The sequence below is a fragment of the Sphingomonas sp. RS2018 genome, from assembly GCF_054489605.1.
Genome location: NZ_JBTMWL010000003.1, coordinates 596,061 through 614,239, shown reverse-complemented (window position 1 = coordinate 614,239; position 18,179 = coordinate 596,061). Strand labels below are relative to the sequence as shown.

The window sequence follows — 18,179 nt, the reverse complement described above, 5'->3', positions numbered from 1 at the left end:
ATGAGCCGGGACAATGCAGACATGCCGCCGTTGTAGCGTTCAACGGAACGTCCGCAATTGGGCTTAAGCCGTCGTTCGCCAGTCGGAAGCCCCGCATGAGCGGAAGTGGTGGAAAGCGGACATGCAGGTTTACTTAACGTGTCTGGCTTCGTTACCGAGGTTTAAATCGTTGGAGGTCATCTTACTAACGGTCTCTTCAGCAGTATCAATCCTTTGAATGTCCGGGATTACGTTTGAGATCCCGGTTGCTCTGAGCAGATCTCGCTGCGGCCGACCGAGCAGATAACCTTGACCGCTGGTCGCCCCGAGCCGTGACGCGAGGTGCCATTGGTCGGGTGTTTCTATGCCCTCGAAAACGGTAGGAAGATCGAAAGCTCGCGCTATCTCCATCAGCCCCCGAAGCAGGTTTTCCCGCCGCGCCGGGTTGGTCTGGATGATCGAGCGATCGAACTTAAGGATGTCGAAATGGATCTCGTCAAGCGATTTGATGTTGGCGTATCCAGTGCCGAAGTCGTCCAGTGCCAGCCGCACCCCAAGCAAGCGAAGACGACGAAGCTTTTGGAGCGTCTTAGTCGTCGGAGACAATAATAGACCTTCCGTAATTTCGAGTATCACTCGGCTGGCATCGATGCCGCTCGTATAAATTGCGGTGGCTAAAGTCTGGACGATGTTGGTCGTCTCGATTTGGATCGGCGACAGGTTGATCGACAGGCTCCAACATCCGTCGACGGCTGTCGCTTCCGCCAGAGCATGACGGAGCACCCACTCACCAAGGCTGACGATCAGCCCGCTTCGCTCTGCGAGCGGGATGAAGGTGGATGAAGGGACAACACCGTAATGCTTGCTATGCCAGCGGCACAGAACCTCGATGCTTGTTACTTGCCCGTCCGCACAAGACCGGATCGGCTGATACACCAGGTGTAGTTCGCCAGCCTCCAGAGCCTGGGCAAGTGCGGCGGCAAGTGGCGCATCATCGAGTTGCTCCGCTTCAGCAACGATGGACTGTCTGCCTGAGCTTGGGTCCGCTTCGGAATAGAACCGCAACGCACCACCTCCGGCATTCTTCACGTCGTAAAGGGCCGCGTCAGCCTGACCAAAGAGCCGGTCGACATCGCATCCTCCGCTCTCGACCTGCGCGATCCCTATACTGGCCCCAACACGGCCCCACACTTGAGGTATGAGTTCGATCGGCGCGGAGACACTGGCGAGTATGGCCAGAGCAATCTCCTCCGCCTGCTTCGCCTTTTCGCCGGCCAAGAGCACCGCGAACTCATCGCCCCCGATCCGCGCCGGAAGGCAATTGGAGTGCTTGGTGTCGATCAGCATGCCGCGGGTGTCCGCCTGGGAGGCGGCCGGTTGAACAGCTTCTCGAATGTGCTGAGCCACCGCCCGAAGTAGCATATCGCCCATCAAGTGGCCGTGCAGGTCATTGATGTGCTTGAAACCGTCGAGATCGACGATGAGCAGTACGACCGCCTGCTCGTCGGTATTGGCAAGTACGTTCTGGAGCGCGTCCTTCAGCGCGCGGCGGTTTGGTAACTCGGTCAACTCGTCCTGGAACGCCTGGCGGCTAAGAGCCGTCATCGCCTCCCATTCCGTTGTCTTGTCTCGCGTCATGCCGCGGTAGCCGAGAATCCCGCCGCGCGCATCCCTGATCGCTACCCCGGAGACGGACAGACAGGCGAGCCCGCCGGCGGTCGTTGGAGCAAAATAGCGGAAGTCCCGGAACGGATGCCCGGCACTGATCTGCTCGTAGTTCTTTTCCCACTTGTCAGCAGGGGTCAGCGGGTCGCGCTCCCGCAGCGAGCCGATCGACGACCCCGATCTGAGAGTACAGACGCGGCTGCCAAAATCGCTGCTATCGCTCAGGACAGTCAGGACACCTGCGGCATCCGTCTGCCAAATCAGGTCGCTGGACGTTTGCTCGAGATCGCGGAGAACCTCGAGCGACAACCTAAGCTGGGAGACCTGCCGACGCCAGACGGTGATCGCCAGCAATGCTGTGGCGGCCAGAAGGCTTAAGTTGACGAGGCGACCGGCCAGTTCCAGCCACCAGATACCCAGCCACGCAGTATCCGGTCGCCGGACGGCATGCACCGAGAAGGGCAAGCCCAGCGCCAGCGATGTCACCAGTGCAGCGGTCACAACAGCGAGCAATCTGATCTTGATCTGCATGCAAATCTCCGTCCAGCACCAGATCGCGCATCCGGTCGAAGTTTCTCGGCTGGTCGCGAACGTCAAATTCGACTAAGCCTATGTCATTGGAATATCTTGAGAATCTTCACATAAGTTAATAACAAGCGTATAATCGTGCGCTGGACGCTGAGCTGTTGGTAAAGCAGAAAAAGCTTTCCTCGGGACGCGACGGCTCCAGCCGCTACGTCTGCTATGAGTTCGGCGGTGGCTTTAGCGAGCGCACCATCGCGCCGCCTACTTTGAAGGGAGCCGTTACGGCCGCACCAAAGTTTCAACCATTATGGGCGTAGTTGTCATGCAACTCTGCTCGTCAACGCCGTGTGTCCGCTTTTGGGCGATTGCGGTCATTCGCGGCTCGGTCGCATGCGCCGTTGGATCGCGGTGGTTCGCGGACGTTCGTCTCAGGCTACGGCAGGTCTCGCAGGTTGAGTACACGTCCAACAAGACAGGTGTAGTCACAGCGATAGGGGGCTTCGGGCTCTCAAGGCAACTCGATCCACCAGCTTGGCCAAATGACCTTGCGAGGCGTCTGCGTCGCCATCAAGACTTCGCGCTGTTCGGCAGCCGTCAACCGGCGCTTACCCAGCCTGTCGAGCGCGAGCTGGACCAGCCAAGGCTCGATGACGGTGCGGGCGGTCGGCCGGAACGCGTCGAGGCGGCTCGCCATGCCGAGCAAGCGCATTGCCGGGTCGACGCTCCCTGCAGAGACTGGCTGTATTACGATGCGGTGCACGCCCTCACCGCCGATCGGACCGCGCAGACTGCGAGCCTCGGTTATCGCTGCGAGCGCTTGGCGCGCGGCGGCGCTATCGCCTTCGAGGCCACGTTTAGACATCTGCAACAGGAACGCTTCCGCAGCCGTTACTGTTCGTTCAACTCCCTCCTCGCGGATAATCACCGCCTGGCCAAGGACAGCGTCGTGCGGCAGTGAACTGCGCTTACCGCGCGGGCGGCCTTTCGGATTACCGCTCTGCCCTTTGCCGAAACGGTTAGAAGCCGGCGGCTTGCCATAGCCCACCGCCTTGTCGATCGCGTCGGCAGGCAGTTCGCTGTTCATTGGTCGGTAGGCTCCGGCCAGGCGATGCTATCGGGATCTCTTGTACAGCGCCTTGCTTCAGCGATGTCGTTTGTCCTCAGGCGACGAGCGCTGCGACGTGACAGGGCAGCCTGAATAGCCCAGGGCTCCAGCAGCAGATGATCCTCCGGGTTTTTCCAATCGTTACGCGCGGGGTTGATGGCGGCGATACCGATGATTTGGAGCGCCAGATCGGCACTTCGTGGATCGCTTTCCTCAACCAACATCTCGATCGCGCGCGTCGTTGTCGGGTGGCGCTGACGCTTTGCCTTTTCATAACGCGCGATCATCTTGAAAACTTCACGCTGCGCCATCCTGTTGCCGCCCAGGGCAGACTGGTAGGTGCGCTGCTCAAGCGCCTCATCGACTGTCATCTCGCGGGCCGTGCCCGCCTGCATCACGGTCAGCGTGCGCTCGATGACGATGTCGAACGCCGAAACCGATAGCGGAGCAATTTGCTTTTTCGGCCGACCCTTTGGGTTGCCGCTCTGCCCCTTCTTGAATCGGCTTTGCTTAGGCGGCACGGCGCGCCCCATGCTCAGCGAGCCTCACCGTTAGCGAGTTCGGGCGTGCCGCCGGTCATTGCCACCCAGCGGTCAATCGACACATCGATATAGGCGGGATCGATGTCGATCCCGCGGAACCGGCGTCCGACCCGGTCGGTCGCAATCAGGCTCGTGCCCGAGCCGAGGAAGATGTCGAGCACGAGTTCGCCGCGTCTTGTGACGTCGCAGATCGCATCGGCGACCATCGCAACGGGCTTGACGGTCGGATGCAAATCGAGGTCGGCGCGCCTGCTGCCCGAGAACGAGTTGACCGACGGATAATCCCACACGTTGGTGCGGTTCCGACCGTGACGCCCGAGCTCGACTGCATTGAAGTGGGCAGCTTTGCCGACCCGGTACACGAACACCAGTTCATGCCGCGAGCGATATAGCGATCCCATCCCGGCATTGCTCTTGTTCCAGACGCACAAGTTGAGCCGCTCGCCGTAGATATCGGAAGCGACCGCTGCGACATCGTCCATGTGTCTCCAGTCCATGCACACGAAATGTACCGCCCCGTCGCGCGATACCGCAGCGCAAGCGCCAAGCGTGTCTGCGAGGAAGGTGCGGAATTGCGCCTCACTCATCTCGCCTGACGCCATCGCGAACTCACGGTGGCGTCCTTTGGCATTGGCGTGACCGTTGATCTTCACATTGTACGGCGGGTCGAGGAACGCCGTGTCGACGGCCACATCCCCAACGACGGCGCGCAGGAAAGCCGGGTCTCGCCCATCGCCACAGCCGATGCGGTGATCGCCAAGCACCCAGATATCGCCGCTGCGGGTGCGCGGGGATGCCCGGACCGCCGGGATGACCTCTTCCTCGGGATCCACCTTGCCATTCAACATCACGTCGATTTCGCCGGTCGAAAAGCCGGTCAGCGCGAGATCGATATCCATGTCGATCACCGCGAGTTCGCCGAGCTCAAGCTTCAGCACTTCGAGATCCCACCCTGCCCCAAGCGCTATCTTGTTATCTGCCAAGCGCAGCGCACGCTTCTGTGGGTCCGTCAGACCCGCCAGCTCGATGGTGGGTACTTCCGCGAGCCCGAGTTCTTTCGCCGCGAGCAAACGGCCGTGGCCTGCAATCAGCCCGCCAGCTTCGTCTACCAGGATCGGGTTGGTGAACCCGAACGCGCTGATCGACGAGATGATCTGATCGATCTGCCGTCTCGGATGTGTCCTCGCATTACGCGGGTCAGGCGTGAGCGTTGCAGGAGCGCGATAGTGGATCGCGAGAGGGCGGTTGCCGGACTCGGCAACGAAAGCTTGAGAGCTGGCCATTGACTGGAACATAGCGGATCATAGAAAGAACGTAAAGGGACCTGGTGGCAGTTGTGTTTACTGAACTGACGGCCACATCCCGGCCCCGCCCTACGACTAGACGCACTTTACAACGGCTGAGTGTTACACATCATCTAGCCGCCTGATACGGCGAGTTAGTATCCCTGTTCCGCGCGATTAAATTCCCTGTTCAGCTCGTTAACAGGTAAGCGCATTTCCTGCGTCAAAAGGCCCGGAAATCCGCCGATATCTGACACGGACCCCGCCAATTCGCATCAAGATCAGCCTGTTTTTTTGCCCGATTTTTACGAAATTCCCTGTTATTTCCCTGAAAACAGGGAAAACGGGAGACGGGTTAGCTACGGAGTGCGTGGGTCACCAGCGGAAATCAAATACTTAGCGGTCGAAATCCGTCGTTGCCCAAGTCACTTGGGTAATGGATGGGGCATAAGGATGCTGACACAGGGTGAACCAGCAGGGAACAGACTGAGCAAGTAGTGTGAACGCTCGCATCCGTCCGAGCTTCGCCCTAGGGTCAGGACCCATTGATGTGAACGTCACGATCTGATTCAGGCTCCGCAAGGAGACCGGAATGAGCGACCTGTTTTGGCTGACGGATGAGCAGATGGAGCGGCTGCGGCCGTTCTTCCCCAGGAGCCACGGCAAGCCTCGGGTGGATGACCGGCGCGTGCTGAGCGGCATCGTGTTCGTCAACCGCAACGGCCGCGCTGGCGCGATGCACCCAGCGCCTATGGGCCCCACAAGACGCTCTACAACCGCTGGACGCGTTGGGGCGAGGCGGGCGTGGTCACGCGCATGATGGAGGGTCTGGCTGCGGTCGGTGCCCAGCCGCAGACAGTCATGATCAATGCGACCTACCTGAAGGCGCACCGCACGGCCTCGAGCCTGCGGGTTAAAAAGGGGATCGGCCGCCTTATCGGGCGCACCAAAGGCGGCATGAACACCAAGCTCCATGCCGTCGCCGACGCGAACGGCCGCCCATTGAGCTTCTTCATGACCGCCAGGCAGGTCAGCGATTACACCGGTGCGGCAGCGTTGCTGGACGACCTGCCGAAAGCGCAGTGGCTCCTCGGCGACCGGGGCTACGACGCCAATTGGTTCAGGGACGCTCTCCAGGCAAAGGGCATCCAGCCATGCATCTTCGGCCGGCGATCGCGCAACGAGCCGGTCAGATACGACAAGCGCCGCTACCTTCGCCGTAGCCGCATCGAGATCATGTTCGGCCGTCTCAAGGATTGGCGGCGCGTCGCCACCCGCTACGACCGCTGCCCGACCGCCTTCTTCTCCGCCGTCGCCCTCGCTGCCACCGTCATCTTCTGGCTGTGATCAACGAGTCCTGACCCTAGAACCTGACCGTCCGTAAACCGCCTTTCTCGCCGTTAGAATTCGATCTTCAACTTCATTTTGATCTTCGTCTGATAATGGTACTTCTGATGGTACAGAGGCCACGACTACACAGTTTATCTTTTCATATCAATTTCTTAGTAAAAATTCCGAGATGTCGGTAGGGGTCACCAGCCAGTTTGACGGTAGAAGCTTAAACAGCTTCTTTCCGCATGGCGCGTCGAAGCCGATGTCAACGGAACCCGATAAGCGCCGCCCTATGCGCGAAGTACCGAACCGTCCGGCTCATCCTTCCAGTTAGGCGGGTCCTGAAGCAGCCTGCGCGCGCGCAGGCTGACTTCGGCCATCCGTTCCGCCGGGATGCCGAAATAGTTCATCGTCCGGCGGGGATATTCATGGCTGTCGATAAAAACCTCCAACGGCATCGGGCGGGCGGCCCGGGTAATCCGGTCAGGAAAATACAGATAATAGTTTCGATCGGCGAACCACTGCCACATTGCTTCCTTGGTGTACCCCATTTCCTCCTGTGGGCCGCTTTCGAACATGATGACGGGTCGGCTGCGCGCCACCGTCTGCTCCGCTCCAAGCAAAACCCCCAGTTCCGCGCCCTCCACGTCGATTTTGATGACATCGATCTTGTCGGTGTCGATCAGTGAATCCATCCGGCGAAGCGGGACGAGGATCTCGGTCGTATCGCCCTCATGCTTGGCAAGCGAGCTGTATCCGCTTTCGACGTTGTCGACGAAGAAGCTGGTTTCGTCGTCACGGTCCAGCAGTGCCACATTGTGCAGCGTTATCTGGGGATAGCGCGAGCGCAGATAGTCTGCCTTAGACGGAATGGCCTCAAACGCGATCACCTCGCCCGGACCGTGGCGTAGCGCCTCGCCCACCACCGATCCGATATGGGCGCCGACATCGACGAAGATATGTCCGGGGCGGCACAGGCGTGGGACGAGCCATCCGGCGAGCGCATTATTACGCATATCGCCCAGCTCGATGGAATTTCCCACCGCCTGGCGCACCAGATTGATACGGTCACGAAGCTCGATCGCCGCACTGCCGATCCGTGTTCCGGCGAGTCTGCGCTTCCACATGTCTTGAAACCCCGTTTGCGGCGTTAGGACCGCCGCCCCGCCCGGCCGCAGCTACATCGCGGTGAGGCTTGCCTGTCAAGGGGCCCCCTGCGGCCCGCCCCGGGACAAATCGACGTTTCGTATGGTTAAGCAACTCATCGACTTCTGAGCACGGCTCGTGCGCGTTCCGTTCGACTTAAGTCTCTAAGCGTTGCTGCGATTACGAACTGTTAATGTCCGTGACCGTACGATGCACCCCGACGTAACGATCCGCACCCAGCAAGCGGACGGCGATTGGGGTTAATATGCACGAGATCGCGGTTAACGACGCTATAGCGCCGGCTGTCAGCCATGCGCCGGTGGACCAGACGACGCCTCTGCCGGCACCGGCGTGGCGGCGCTGGGCCTCTAAGAGCAACCTCGGTTTGTTGTCGACGGCGGCCCTTGCAGCGTGCAAGGGTAGCAAGACTTCGACAGCGGGTGTCGTCACCGTGAGTACTCCGACCCCAGCCGCTCCGACCGACACCGGAGCGAAGCCGACCGAAGCCCAGGCCAGCCGGTTTCTCACCCAGGCAACCATGGGCGCGACCCGCGACAGCATCACCGATGTCGTGACGATGGGCTTCGAGCGCTGGCTAGACACGCAATTCGCTATGTCCCGAACCGGCTCACTGTGGGACGCCGTGATCAATCGCGGCGAAAGCGCGGCCGACAAGGTCAACAGCATCGACGGGTACGACGCGTCGGTGTGGCGCGCGCTGATTCAGGACCCCGATCAGCTTCGCCAGCGGGTCGGCACCGCCCTGCTCGACTTCCTGGTCGTGGGCATGGGCGGCCTTACCAGCAACTGGATCCAGTTCTCTTGCGCGGGCTTCCTCGATATCCTGATGGACAACGCGTTCGGGAACTACCGGACGATCCTTGAGCAGGTCACGCTGAACCCGGCAATGGCCGTTTACCTGTCGTCTATCCATAACAAGAAGGCCAATCCCGTCACGGGCGCTGCGCCGGACGAGAATTATGCCCGCGAGGTCATGCAGCTCTTCTCGATCGGCCTGCACCAGTTGAACATGGACGGCACCGTCAAGACGTCGGGCGGCGTCGAGCTGGAGACCTACACCCAGAAGGACGTGTCTCAGCTCGCCCGCATCTTCACGGGGCTGGCGTATAAGGACTGGGACTGGCGGAAATACCCGATCGCGCGCACCCCGCTCATCATGGAGCCATCCATGAACGAGACTGGATCGTCCACATTCCTCGGCAAGACCATCAGCGGCGGTGGCATGGCCGCAGTAAACGCCGCGCTCGATCATATTTTCGCCCATTCAAACGTCGCGCCGTTCATTTCCAAGCAGCTGATACAGCGCCTCGTCACGTCGAACCCCACGCCAGGCTATGTCGAACGCGTGGCGACCGTATTCGCGGACAACGGGAAGGGCGTTCGCGGTGACCTGAGGGCCGTGGTACGCGCGATCCTGCTCGACAAGGAAGCACGCAGCGACACGGCTTTGACGTCGACCACGTTCGGGCGTTTGCGGGTTCCCGCCCAGCGGCTGACCGCCTGGGCACGAGCCTTCAAGGCCAACTCGCCGTCGAACGCCTGGGCGATTGGCGATACGTCGAGCGCGGCGAATGGGATCGGGCATTCGATCGGCCATGCCCCCAGCGTCTTCAACTTCTTCCGGCCGGGCTACACGCCGCCGGGAAGCGCCATCGCCACGCTTGGTCTGGTCGCGCCGGAGTTTCAGATCGCCAACGAGCAGTCGATCATCAGCTACGTGAACTTCATGCACCGTCTGGTGTCGACCGGCGTGGGTGATGTGAAGGCCGATTACAGCTCGCTGAGCTCGAAAGTCGGTAACTCTCAGGCCCTGGTCGATGAACTCAACCTCGTTCTTTGTGCGGGCCAGCTGACGGCGACCACCGTGTCGACGATCCGGTCGGCTGTCGACAGCGCCAGCGGCACTGACAACCGCATCTGGACCGCGGTACTGCTGACGCTCGCCGCTCCCGAATTCTTGGTCACAAGGTAACTGCAATGGACAGCTTGAACTTCCAGTCGCGCCGCGCTTTCCTCAGCCGGTCCGCAATGATCGGGATGGCCGGCGCAGCGGCGCCGATGGTCGGATCGCTTGCCGCTATCGGTGAGGCCGCCGCGGCAACCGCCAGCGACTACAAGGCGCTCGTCTGCATCTTTATGTACGGCGGCAACGACTACGCGAACACGCTGACGCCGTACGACCTGCCAAGCTATACGAAGTACCAGGCCGCCCGCACGACAATCGCGCATCGTCGCGATGCGTTGGCCGCCACGGTGCTGAATGCTTCGGTCGGGCTGGACGGCGGCAGGCAATACGCCCTGGCCCCGACGATGGCGCCGCTGGTTCCACTGTTCCACGGCGGCAAGCTGGCACCGATCCTGAACGTCGGCACACTGGTCGAGCCGACGACGAAGGCACAATATGAGCGCGGTTCCGTCCGCCTGCCGCCGAAGCTGTTCAGCCATAATGATCAGCAGAGCTTCTTCCAGGCGTCGAGCCCAGAAGGTGCGCCAGCTGGCTGGGGTGGACGCATTGCCGATCTTGTTCAGTCCGGAAATGGAAGTGCTGCCCTCACGTGCATCAATCTAGCCGGCAACGCGGTGTTCCTTTCTGGTCGCCAAGCCGTGCAATATTCGATCGGGTCGAACGGTCCAGTGCCGCTTATCGGTAACAGCCCGGCCGTTTTCGGGTCGTCGCAAAGCGCTTCCGCACTCCGGGCGCTCCTAACCTCGTCGAACCAGCACGTCTTCGCTGACGAGCATGCGCGGATCAGCAAACGCGCGCTCGATACTTATTCGCAGCTTTCAGGTGCTCTGGCGCAGTCGCCGGCTGAATCTTTCCCGAAGTTCACGCGGAACGGCTTTTCCGAACAGTTACGGATGGTCGCACGTATGATCGCATCCTCCCGCGAGCTTGGACTGAAGCGCCAGGTCTTCATGGTTGGGATGGGCGGGTTCGACCACCACGACAGCCTTCCCGGCGTCCATCCGGCATTGGTGGGAATGTTGGCGACCGCCATGCGGGAGTTTTACGACACGACCATCGATATGGGCGTGGCGGACAAGGTCACCACCTTCACCGCATCGGACTTTGGCCGCACGCTTACCGCGAACGAGGACGGATCCGATCACGGATGGGGATCGATGCATTTCGTGCTCGGCGGCGCCGTGAACGGCGGCCGTCATTATGGCACACCGCCCGAAATCGGAACGGACACGCCGAGCGATGTCGGTCAGGGCCGACTGCTGCCGACGACTTCGGTGGACCAGTACGCAGCGACCTTAGCGTCTTGGTTCGGCCTGTCTGGCGGCGAACTGACGACAGTGTTGCCGAACCTCGGCAACTACGACGCCTCTTCCATCAATCTCGGGTTCCTGAAAGCTTGAGGCCGCTGGCCAGAATATCGTGACACCGGCAAAGGCGCTTCGTCCAGGCCCTTCGCTCCAAAACGGAGCGGAGGGCCTGACTTTTGCGATGCACTGGTTACGCTTCAAACTCGCCTCAACCGACGCCATGTTTCCTGCTGTTGACAAGTCACTTGGCTAGGGCCGACCGTCACAAATTGTAGACTTTTCGACTGCGTGCTATTCGTTAGTTGCGCGTCGACACTATTGTCGGCATCCAACGCGCATCGTCCCGCAGATCGGCCTCGTCGATCATTGAGGATGATCTAAGCGGTGATAGCCTCACGGATCGCGACGGCGGCCCGTACGCGCCTGGACTTTCCGGGCATCCTTTCCAGAGAAACCTGTGCCGCAATTATTCCGATGTTCAAGAAAACGATCGAGAGGACGTGATAGATGAAGAACGCATATTCATAATTATTATGCACGATGTTCACCGACAGCCCGACCGCTGCGCCAAGAGCGAATTCGCCGCTGGCCGTCTTTCGCTTTTTGAAGGCGAGCTTCAACGCTGACAGCACGGGGAACACGAGCAGCAGGATAAGCGCAATCTCACCCAGCCAACCGGTTTCCGCCCGCGCGAGAAGATAGGCATTATGTACAGGCGCCGATCGGTTTGCGAAGTTCCAAGCCACGCCAGCGCGGTCCGCATATCCTTGCGTATTAGCGGTCGTCACGTAAAGGTTTGCGCCGATACCGAACGGATGATCGGCCGACATCGCCCGAGCCGCCCGCTCAAACGCAGGACGTTGGTCGTCCTGCGTGGTCATCGAATTTTTGCCGAACCGGCTTTTCAACGTTGCGACGGAGATCGGCGCGGCTATTAATGCGCCCAGCACGGCGAAGCCCAGAACCTTGCTTTTCGCGGGAGTGATACCGCGTACCAAGGATATCAGGATCACGATCGCTACACCTGCGCTGGCGAACGCCAGCGTGCCCCGCGATCCCCCGCCCGCGACGACCACCAAGCCCGCAACCACGCCCGCCCACGATATCTTGCGCCTGTCACCGGCCAGAAGCGCCGCCACGAGCACAATTAGGGCCAGCTCGACCATCATACCCAGGGCATTTTGATGGTACATGGTTCCCGTCGCCTGCACGACGCCGACCGCCTTCTGCTGAACCACGTACCCGAGTTGTAGTATCAATCCCAGTGCAAGGCCCGTCATAAGGCTGTCGCGTTTATCGGTCTGATGACATTCGCCAGCAACGACCGCGAAAATCAACAGCGCTCGACCAAACTGCCAGATTACGAAAAACGTCGCCATCGGAACCGCTGACGTGATCAGCGAAAACGCCAAAACGACCATGTAGAAAGCGATAAAGCCCCAAAAGGGCGTTCCGGTAGCACGACGCGGCCGGGACAAAAGCAAGGCGATCGCAAGGGCATCAGTCATCGAGATTTCGACGCCCTTCGAAATCCCAGTCCACATCGGCCAGCTAATCAGTGCGCCGCCGATGCGTAGGATATCTCCGAAAAAAAGCAGCAGGCCAAGCGCAGCAAATCCCCACCGACGATACGCGTTCGACTGACCCAACACACTGTTGAGCACCGGGATCGCTAGGAATACGGCGGCTATAGCAAGGTAGCGCATGTATACTCGCTTCAGGTCCCTAGGTTCGGTAGCGCGCCGCCCTAGCGCGCGGGGTGTAAACGAATGACCTTCCGGACCAAGAAGCCACGAAGTCGGCTACTCGAAATTGTCCGACGGTGCACTCGAAATCGCCAAAGGCTCCACATGCTGGAGGGCGCTGCCGTGACGTGCGCGACGCCCGTTACAGGCGCGAGATTTAGCGGCAAGTATCGAGATCTCGTATCTCAGGCCGGTCGGCTTTAGCCGACACGAAAAAGCCGCCGGCCCTTCGGCCGACGGCTCGATCTACCTATTCGACTGATAAGATCAGGCGAAGCGGATACGGGTCTCGACGTTGCGACGACGACGCAGGGCGAAGCCCATCGCGCCGAAGCCGAGCATCATCAAGCCCCAAGTGGCCGGCTCCGGAACCGCAGTCAGGTTGGCCGTGCCGTTGAAGTTCGAGCCGGCGCCGCCGGTGAAGTTCAGCGTGTAACGGACCGTTTCCGAACCGATGCGCGAGGAAATCACATTCCCGCCCATGAAGGTGCCCGGGCCGCTGAACGTTGCCGACTGCAGCAGCGTACCAGTGAACACGCCGTTGTTCGCATCGTAATACGAGCGAATGACAGCATTCACACCCTGGAGGGTGTTCGACGTGAACGAGCTCGCGATGCCCGTAATGCCAGCGACGTCGGTCTGGGTGATGTACAAATCAACCGTGCCGTTCGTTCCTGCGATGTTGACCGACTGGGTCAACAGCGTGCCAACGGGCAGCAGCGGCGCGCCGGTCGCGCTCACGTTGTAGAAGATGCCATTGGCATCGGTCGTGTTGTAGTTTGCCGAGCCGGAGGTGCTGGAGGCAACCTGCGTGATCGCGCCGCCGTTGACCGAGACGCCAATGAAAATTGCCGCATTCGCCGGAGCAGCAGCGGCAAGCGCCGTGCCTGCTGCCAGAATGCCGAGTACTAGCTTCTTCATGAAAATAACCCCCTAAAATGAGTTGGCCGGAATGGGCTCGTTGATGCTCGGAGCCCCGCGAGTGGGCTGATTCGAGCCCTATGTTAATTTCTCGTTCATGTCACTAAGCGAATTCGGCTTAACCTTATCCGTCTCATATCGAGACGTAATTTTCTAGAGGCTAACTACGGTTGACCAGACTTCGCACACGGGTTCAAGACGTCGCGGCACCCTCGGCGCCTCCCCTATACAGGGTAGCTTTTTGTCTATTGTCGCTAATTGTCGGACGGGTGCTGGCAAATGCCCGTTGGTACAGTTACGGACAATCGATCCGCTCTGCAGTTAGCAATCGTACGAAGCAGACTAAGATTGGCGACGGCCGGTGCTGAGCCGCCGTGCCGCGTCTCAACCGGTCCAAAACTCGCAGGTAGAGCGGCGGGCGTCGCGCGGCGGCGGCCATCGACCTATGGTGGCGACCTGCTGAGCACTCTACTCGTCCGTAATTAGACAAGTCGCTGATACGGTCGCCTTGGGTTGGGATCCGAGCGCAGAGGTCAATCTTAACAAATATCGGCCTCGCGTGACGGGAACGGTGACGTCATGTGTATCATCGACGCCGCTGCACCAGATTGCAGTCCACCTAGACAAAGCAATCACTATTCATTTGTCGCACTTTTGCCCCTCAGCAGTTCGTCGAAATATGTGATCGTTCTACCGAGCCCGTCGCGCAACGGGACGGTCGGCTGCCAGCCCAGACTCGCTTTCGCCAGGCTGATGTTCGGCTGCCGCTGGCGGGGGTCGTCCTGGGGCAGGGGGCGGTGTTCGAAGGTCACGTCGTTGCCGACCAGTTCGCGCACCAACTCGGCCAGCTCGCGCATCGTGAATTCGACCGGGTTGCCGATGTTGATCGGGCCGGTGACGTCCTTCCCCGTCCCCATCAGCGCCATCAGCCCGGCGACGAGGTCGTCGACATAGCAGAAGGAGCGCGTCTGGTTGCCGTCGCCGTACAACGTGATCGGCTTGCCGCTCAGCGCCTGGACGATGAAGTTCGACACGACGCGCCCGTCGTTCGGGTGCATGCGCGGACCATAGGTGTTGAAGATGCGCGCGACCTTGATCTCGGTCCCGTGCTGGCGGTGGTAGTCGAAGAACAGCGTCTCCGCGCAGCGCTTGCCCTCGTCGTAGCAGGAGCGCGGGCCGATCGGATTAACGTTGCCCCAATATTCCTCGCGCTGCGGATGCATCGCCGGATCGCCGTAGACCTCGCTGGTCGACGCCTGGAGCACGCGGACCTTCAACCGCTTGGCGAGGCCGAGCACGTTGATCGCGCCCATCACGCTGGTCTTCGTCGTCTGCACCGGATCAAACTGATAGTGCACGGGTGACGCCGGACAGGCGAGATTGTAAATCTCGTCCACCTCCACCGACAGCGGAAAGGTGACGTCGTGCCGCAGCACCTCGAAATTCGGGTGCGATTGCAGGTGCGCGATGTTGCGCAGCCGGCCGGTGTAGAAATTGTCGACGCACAGCACCTCCGCGCCCTGCTCGATCAGCCGATCGCACAGGTGCGAACCGATGAAGCCTGCCCCACCCGTCACGAGGACGCGTCGTTCGAAGCTGCCTGTCATGTAATCCCCCAATGTCGGGGCGCGGTGTAGCATGAGACCGACCCCACGCAAGCGCCCTGGCCGGGCACGGTTGAACATGCCGCCGCGCCCGAATAGGGCCGCCATACCGTGACGAACACTAACATCGCCTCTACGGATCGCAGCGGGCCGAAACCGCGCCGCCGTTGGCTTCGCCGCCTGGCGGTCGCGCTGAGCATCGGCGTCGTGCTGGTCGTGGCGCTGTTCCTGCTGCTGACCGATCCCCGGCCGCTGGTCGACGCCCCGCCCCCGCCCGATGCGCAGCAGGTCGCCGCCGCCCGTGCCGCGGTTGTGCAGCTGCGCGCCGGACAGCGCGACCCGGCGGGCGTCAGCACGATCCGCTTTTCGGGCGCGCAGTTCGACGCGATCGGTGCGCTCGCCAGCAACGGCTTTCGCCCCGACCGCCTGTTGATCGAGGCGCGCGGCGACCGGATCGAGATCAGCGGCAGTCACCGCCTGCCGCTCGGCCGCTGGCTGAACGCCGGTGCGGTGACGACGGGGCGCAGCACCGGCTTCCCGCCCACGTACCTGACTGTCGGCGGGGTCACCCTGCCCCCGGCGCTCAGCCACGCGGCTTTTGCCGTGGTACGCTTCGTCGCCAACCTGCGCGGCGCGCGCATCCCTCCGCTCGACCATATCTTCGTCAGCACGCAGGTTGCGAACGGGTCGCTCTCCGCGCGCCTGCGCGTGCCGCGAGACAGCAATGTGCTGGAGCAGCTGAGCGGCCGGTCGACCAATGACGCCCCCGCCACGCTGGCCGCCTACTGCGAGCTGGCGCGGCGGCAGAAAGCGAAGCCCAGCGACAAGCTGATCGACCATATCCACCGCGCCTTCGAACCGCAGCGCGAGGGTGCGGGCTCAGTGGGTGCGAACCGGGCGGCTTTCATGGCGCTCGCGATGCTGGTGGTCGATTCGAAGGTGGGGGAGCTGGCGGGGGTGAAGTCTGCCGACATCTCCCGCTGCCGCATCCCCGCGGTCCGCGCGCATCTGAACGGTCGCGCCGACCTGCCCATGCACTGGGCGCTGTCCGCCGCGCTTGCCGTCGGCACCGGCACGCAGCTCAGCAAGGCGATGGGCGAGTGGAAGGAACTGGCCGACAGCGTTTCGAAGCTATCCGAGTTCGCGGTCGGCGACCCGAGTGGCTTCTCCTTCATCGACCTGTCGGCGGACCGTTCGGGGTTCCTTATCGCGACCGCGGCGCTGGACGAGACGACGGCCGCGTCGACGGCGATGCGGCTTGCCACCATTCCGGCGTCCGACCTGCTGCCGCGTAACCTGATGGCGCTGGACGAAGGTCTGCCGGCCGATGTCTTCGTGCGCCGATACGGCAGCATCGACGACCCGCGCTTCGCTGCGGTGACCACCGCCATCGATGCGACGCTAAGGAGGTCGATCTTCCGCTAGCGACGGCGCAACACGGTCCACAAGCACCGATCGCGTTCACGCAAGTTTAGCGAATCCGCCGCATAGGGTGGTGAACGCGCCGGTATTGCGTTTGCGCGGTGTAGAGATTTGCGGCATGTCGCCGCCCGGAACAGGCAATCATGCCAGCGAGGCGCTAACCCTTTGGACATGGCCACATCCGATACGGCGATCGCCAGCCGTCGCTGGTCGATGGAACAGTGGAGGCTGGTCCTCTACTGGTGTTGCCTGGTGCTCGACTGCGCCTCGATCATCATCGGCTTCCTGCTCGCCGGTACACTGCGCGATGCGCGCGGTCTGGCGGTGGAGGGCTTTCCGCTCGTCATCGGTGCGGTGCCGCTGTTCATTGCCCTCGCCATTATGTGCGAAGCCTATACGGTCGAGTGCCTGCAGCAATTCTCCGAATCCACCAGGCGCGCAATGGCGGCGCTGGGGGCGATGTCGTTCATCATCGTCGCGGCCGCCTTCTTTGCACAGGTTGGGTCGGTCCTGTCACGCCTGGCCTTCGCCTATGCGATCCTGATCTCGGGCGCACTGATCCTCGCCGGGCGCATCGGCGTCGCCGCGATCGTGCGCTGGGCATTCGGCGGCGTGGTCGTCAAATGCGTGCTGATCGTCGACGGTGCACCGGTCGACGCGCCGAGCGACTGCGATATATTCCACATGGACCGGCTGGGGCTGCGGCCCGACCTGTCCGATCCGGACGGCGTCGCGCGGATCAGCGCGCTGGTCACGCCTTATGACAAAATCTACCTGAGCGCGCAGGACGACCGGCGCGAGGCGTGGATCACCGCGCTGAAGGCGACCGGCACCAGCCTAGAGCTGATCATCCCGATCGACGACATTCACGGCGCGGTCGGGCTAGGTCGGTTCGGGCAGGAGGATACGCTGATCCTTTCGCGCGGGCCGCTCAGCCTGTCGAGCCAGATCAAGAAGCGCATCTTCGACCTGGCGCTCACGATCCCGATGCTGGTGCTGATCGCGCCGCTGCTGATCGCGGTCGCGCTGGCGATTAAGATCGATTCGCGCGGGCCGGTGCTGTTCGCCCAGTCCCGCATCGGCCGCGGCAACAAACCGTTCCGCATCTACAAGTTTCGGTCAATGAAGGTCGCGCAGGCCGATGCCCACGGCGTCGTCTCCGCCCAGCGCGACGACCAGCGCGTAACCCGCGTCGGCCGCTTCATCCGCACGTCGAGCATCGACGAACTACCGCAGCTCTTCAACGTCCTGATCGGCAACATGAGCCTGGTCGGCCCCCGCCCCCATGCGCGCGGATCGACGGCGGGCGACCAGCTGTTCTGGGAAGTCTCCCAACGCTACTGGATGCGGCATGCATCGAAGCCCGGCATCACCGGCCTGGCGCAGGTCCGCGGCTACCGCGGCAATACCGAAAAACCCGAAGACCTGGAAGCGCGCCTGCGCAGCGACCTGGAGTATGTGCAGCACTGGAGTTTCTGGCGCGATCTGACGATCCTCTTCGCCACGGTGAAGGTCATCAGTCATGAAAACGCATATTGACCGGTGATTTAAGCGGTATGGCCGGCGCCTAGGCGTTTGATAATTTGTTCGGATTTGATCGCTATCTGCGACAAATC

13 protein-coding genes are annotated in these 18,179 nt (G+C 61.5%); 5 read left to right on the top strand and 8 right to left on the bottom strand.

Annotated elements, in window-relative coordinates; translation table 11 throughout:
- Positions 1-129 precede the first annotated feature (129 nt).
- The 4 genes from ACX40P_RS12400 to ACX40P_RS12385 all read right to left on the bottom strand — a co-directional run bounded on the left by ACX40P_RS12400 (position 130) and on the right by ACX40P_RS12385 (position 5,099).
- Positions 130-2,175: a putative bifunctional diguanylate cyclase/phosphodiesterase gene (locus ACX40P_RS12400; RefSeq protein WP_459126641.1), complete on the bottom strand. Its 2,046-nt coding sequence runs from the start codon at positions 2,173-2,175 to the stop codon at positions 130-132.
- 502 nt (positions 2,176-2,677) lie between these two features.
- A complete protein-coding gene (locus ACX40P_RS12395) occupies positions 2,678-3,253 on the bottom strand; it encodes a DUF5681 domain-containing protein (RefSeq protein WP_459126640.1) in 576 nt (191 codons plus the stop codon).
- Positions 3,250-3,807, bottom strand: coding sequence for a DUF5681 domain-containing protein (locus ACX40P_RS12390; protein WP_459126639.1), 558 nt, complete (start codon positions 3,805-3,807; stop codon positions 3,250-3,252). Before ACX40P_RS12390 ends, ACX40P_RS12395 begins: the two co-directional genes overlap by 4 nt.
- Before the next feature lie 2 nt (positions 3,808-3,809).
- Positions 3,810-5,099: a site-specific DNA-methyltransferase gene (locus ACX40P_RS12385; RefSeq protein WP_459126638.1), complete on the bottom strand. Its 1,290-nt coding sequence runs from the start codon at positions 5,097-5,099 to the stop codon at positions 3,810-3,812.
- Positions 5,100-5,691: 592 nt separating this feature from the next.
- Here ACX40P_RS12385 and ACX40P_RS12380 point away from each other — a divergent pair.
- Positions 5,692-6,446, top strand: a protein-coding gene (locus tag ACX40P_RS12380; protein WP_459126637.1) for an IS5 family transposase whose coding sequence is annotated in 2 segments (ribosomal slippage) — positions 5,692-5,824 and positions 5,824-6,446 — 756 coding nt in all. Because the reading frame shifts where the segments join, the coding sequence is not laid out codon by codon here.
- Between the two features lie 275 nt (positions 6,447-6,721).
- Here the strand turns inward: ACX40P_RS12380 and ACX40P_RS12375 are convergent.
- Positions 6,722-7,558, bottom strand: a complete 837-nt coding sequence (locus tag ACX40P_RS12375) for an FkbM family methyltransferase (RefSeq protein ID WP_459126636.1) — start codon at positions 7,556-7,558, stop codon at positions 6,722-6,724.
- A gap of 284 nt (positions 7,559-7,842) precedes the next feature.
- Here ACX40P_RS12375 and ACX40P_RS12370 point away from each other — a divergent pair, with 284 nt between their 5' ends.
- Together ACX40P_RS12370 and ACX40P_RS12365 are read left to right on the top strand one after the other, a co-directional pair.
- Positions 7,843-9,570, top strand: coding sequence for a DUF1800 domain-containing protein (locus ACX40P_RS12370; protein ID WP_459126635.1), 1,728 nt, complete (start codon positions 7,843-7,845; stop codon positions 9,568-9,570).
- Positions 9,571-9,575: 5 nt separating this feature from the next.
- Positions 9,576-10,964, top strand: coding sequence for a DUF1501 domain-containing protein (locus ACX40P_RS12365; RefSeq protein ID WP_459126634.1), 1,389 nt, complete (start codon positions 9,576-9,578; stop codon positions 10,962-10,964).
- 284 nt (positions 10,965-11,248) lie between these two features.
- On the opposite strand, the gene ACX40P_RS12360 is transcribed toward ACX40P_RS12365, so the two are convergent.
- From ACX40P_RS12360 to ACX40P_RS12350, 3 genes are all read right to left on the bottom strand, one after another.
- On the bottom strand, positions 11,249-12,577 hold the full coding sequence (locus ACX40P_RS12360; RefSeq protein ID WP_459126633.1) for an O-antigen ligase family protein: 1,329 nt from the start codon (positions 12,575-12,577) through the stop codon (positions 11,249-11,251).
- 306 nt (positions 12,578-12,883) lie between these two features.
- Complete coding sequence (locus ACX40P_RS12355) at positions 12,884-13,537, bottom strand: PEPxxWA-CTERM sorting domain-containing protein (RefSeq protein WP_459126632.1); 654 nt, start codon at positions 13,535-13,537, stop codon at positions 12,884-12,886.
- Between the two features lie 635 nt (positions 13,538-14,172).
- Entirely contained in the window at positions 14,173-15,144 is a 972-nt protein-coding gene (locus ACX40P_RS12350) for a UDP-glucuronic acid decarboxylase family protein (protein ID WP_459126631.1), read from the bottom strand.
- A 108-nt stretch (positions 15,145-15,252) separates the two neighbouring features.
- Here ACX40P_RS12350 and ACX40P_RS12345 point away from each other — a divergent pair, with 108 nt between their 5' ends.
- Together ACX40P_RS12345 and ACX40P_RS12340 are read left to right on the top strand one after the other, a co-directional pair.
- Positions 15,253-16,566: a hypothetical protein gene (locus ACX40P_RS12345; protein ID WP_459126630.1), complete on the top strand. Its 1,314-nt coding sequence runs from the start codon at positions 15,253-15,255 to the stop codon at positions 16,564-16,566.
- 168 nt (positions 16,567-16,734) lie between these two features.
- Entirely contained in the window at positions 16,735-18,102 is a 1,368-nt protein-coding gene (locus ACX40P_RS12340) for a sugar transferase (RefSeq protein WP_459126629.1), read from the top strand.
- Positions 18,103-18,179: the final 77 nt, after the last annotated feature.

Coding starts and splice junctions, on each gene's coding strand:
- ACX40P_RS12400 (WP_459126641.1), bottom strand. CDS start 2,175: ATGCAGATCAAGATCAGATTGCTCGCTGTTGTGACCGCTGCACTGGTG.
- ACX40P_RS12395 (WP_459126640.1), bottom strand. CDS start 3,253: ATGAACAGCGAACTGCCTGCCGACGCGATCGACAAGGCGGTGGGCTAT.
- ACX40P_RS12390 (WP_459126639.1), bottom strand. CDS start 3,807: ATGGGGCGCGCCGTGCCGCCTAAGCAAAGCCGATTCAAGAAGGGGCAG.
- ACX40P_RS12385 (WP_459126638.1), bottom strand. CDS start 5,099: ATGGCCAGCTCTCAAGCTTTCGTTGCCGAGTCCGGCAACCGCCCTCTC.
- ACX40P_RS12375 (WP_459126636.1), bottom strand. CDS start 7,558: ATGTGGAAGCGCAGACTCGCCGGAACACGGATCGGCAGTGCGGCGATC.
- ACX40P_RS12370 (WP_459126635.1), top strand. CDS start 7,843: ATGCACGAGATCGCGGTTAACGACGCTATAGCGCCGGCTGTCAGCCAT.
- ACX40P_RS12365 (WP_459126634.1), top strand. CDS start 9,576: ATGGACAGCTTGAACTTCCAGTCGCGCCGCGCTTTCCTCAGCCGGTCC.
- ACX40P_RS12360 (WP_459126633.1), bottom strand. CDS start 12,577: ATGCGCTACCTTGCTATAGCCGCCGTATTCCTAGCGATCCCGGTGCTC.
- ACX40P_RS12355 (WP_459126632.1), bottom strand. CDS start 13,537: ATGAAGAAGCTAGTACTCGGCATTCTGGCAGCAGGCACGGCGCTTGCC.
- ACX40P_RS12350 (WP_459126631.1), bottom strand. CDS start 15,144: ATGACAGGCAGCTTCGAACGACGCGTCCTCGTGACGGGTGGGGCAGGC.
- ACX40P_RS12340 (WP_459126629.1), top strand. CDS start 16,735: ATGGCCACATCCGATACGGCGATCGCCAGCCGTCGCTGGTCGATGGAA.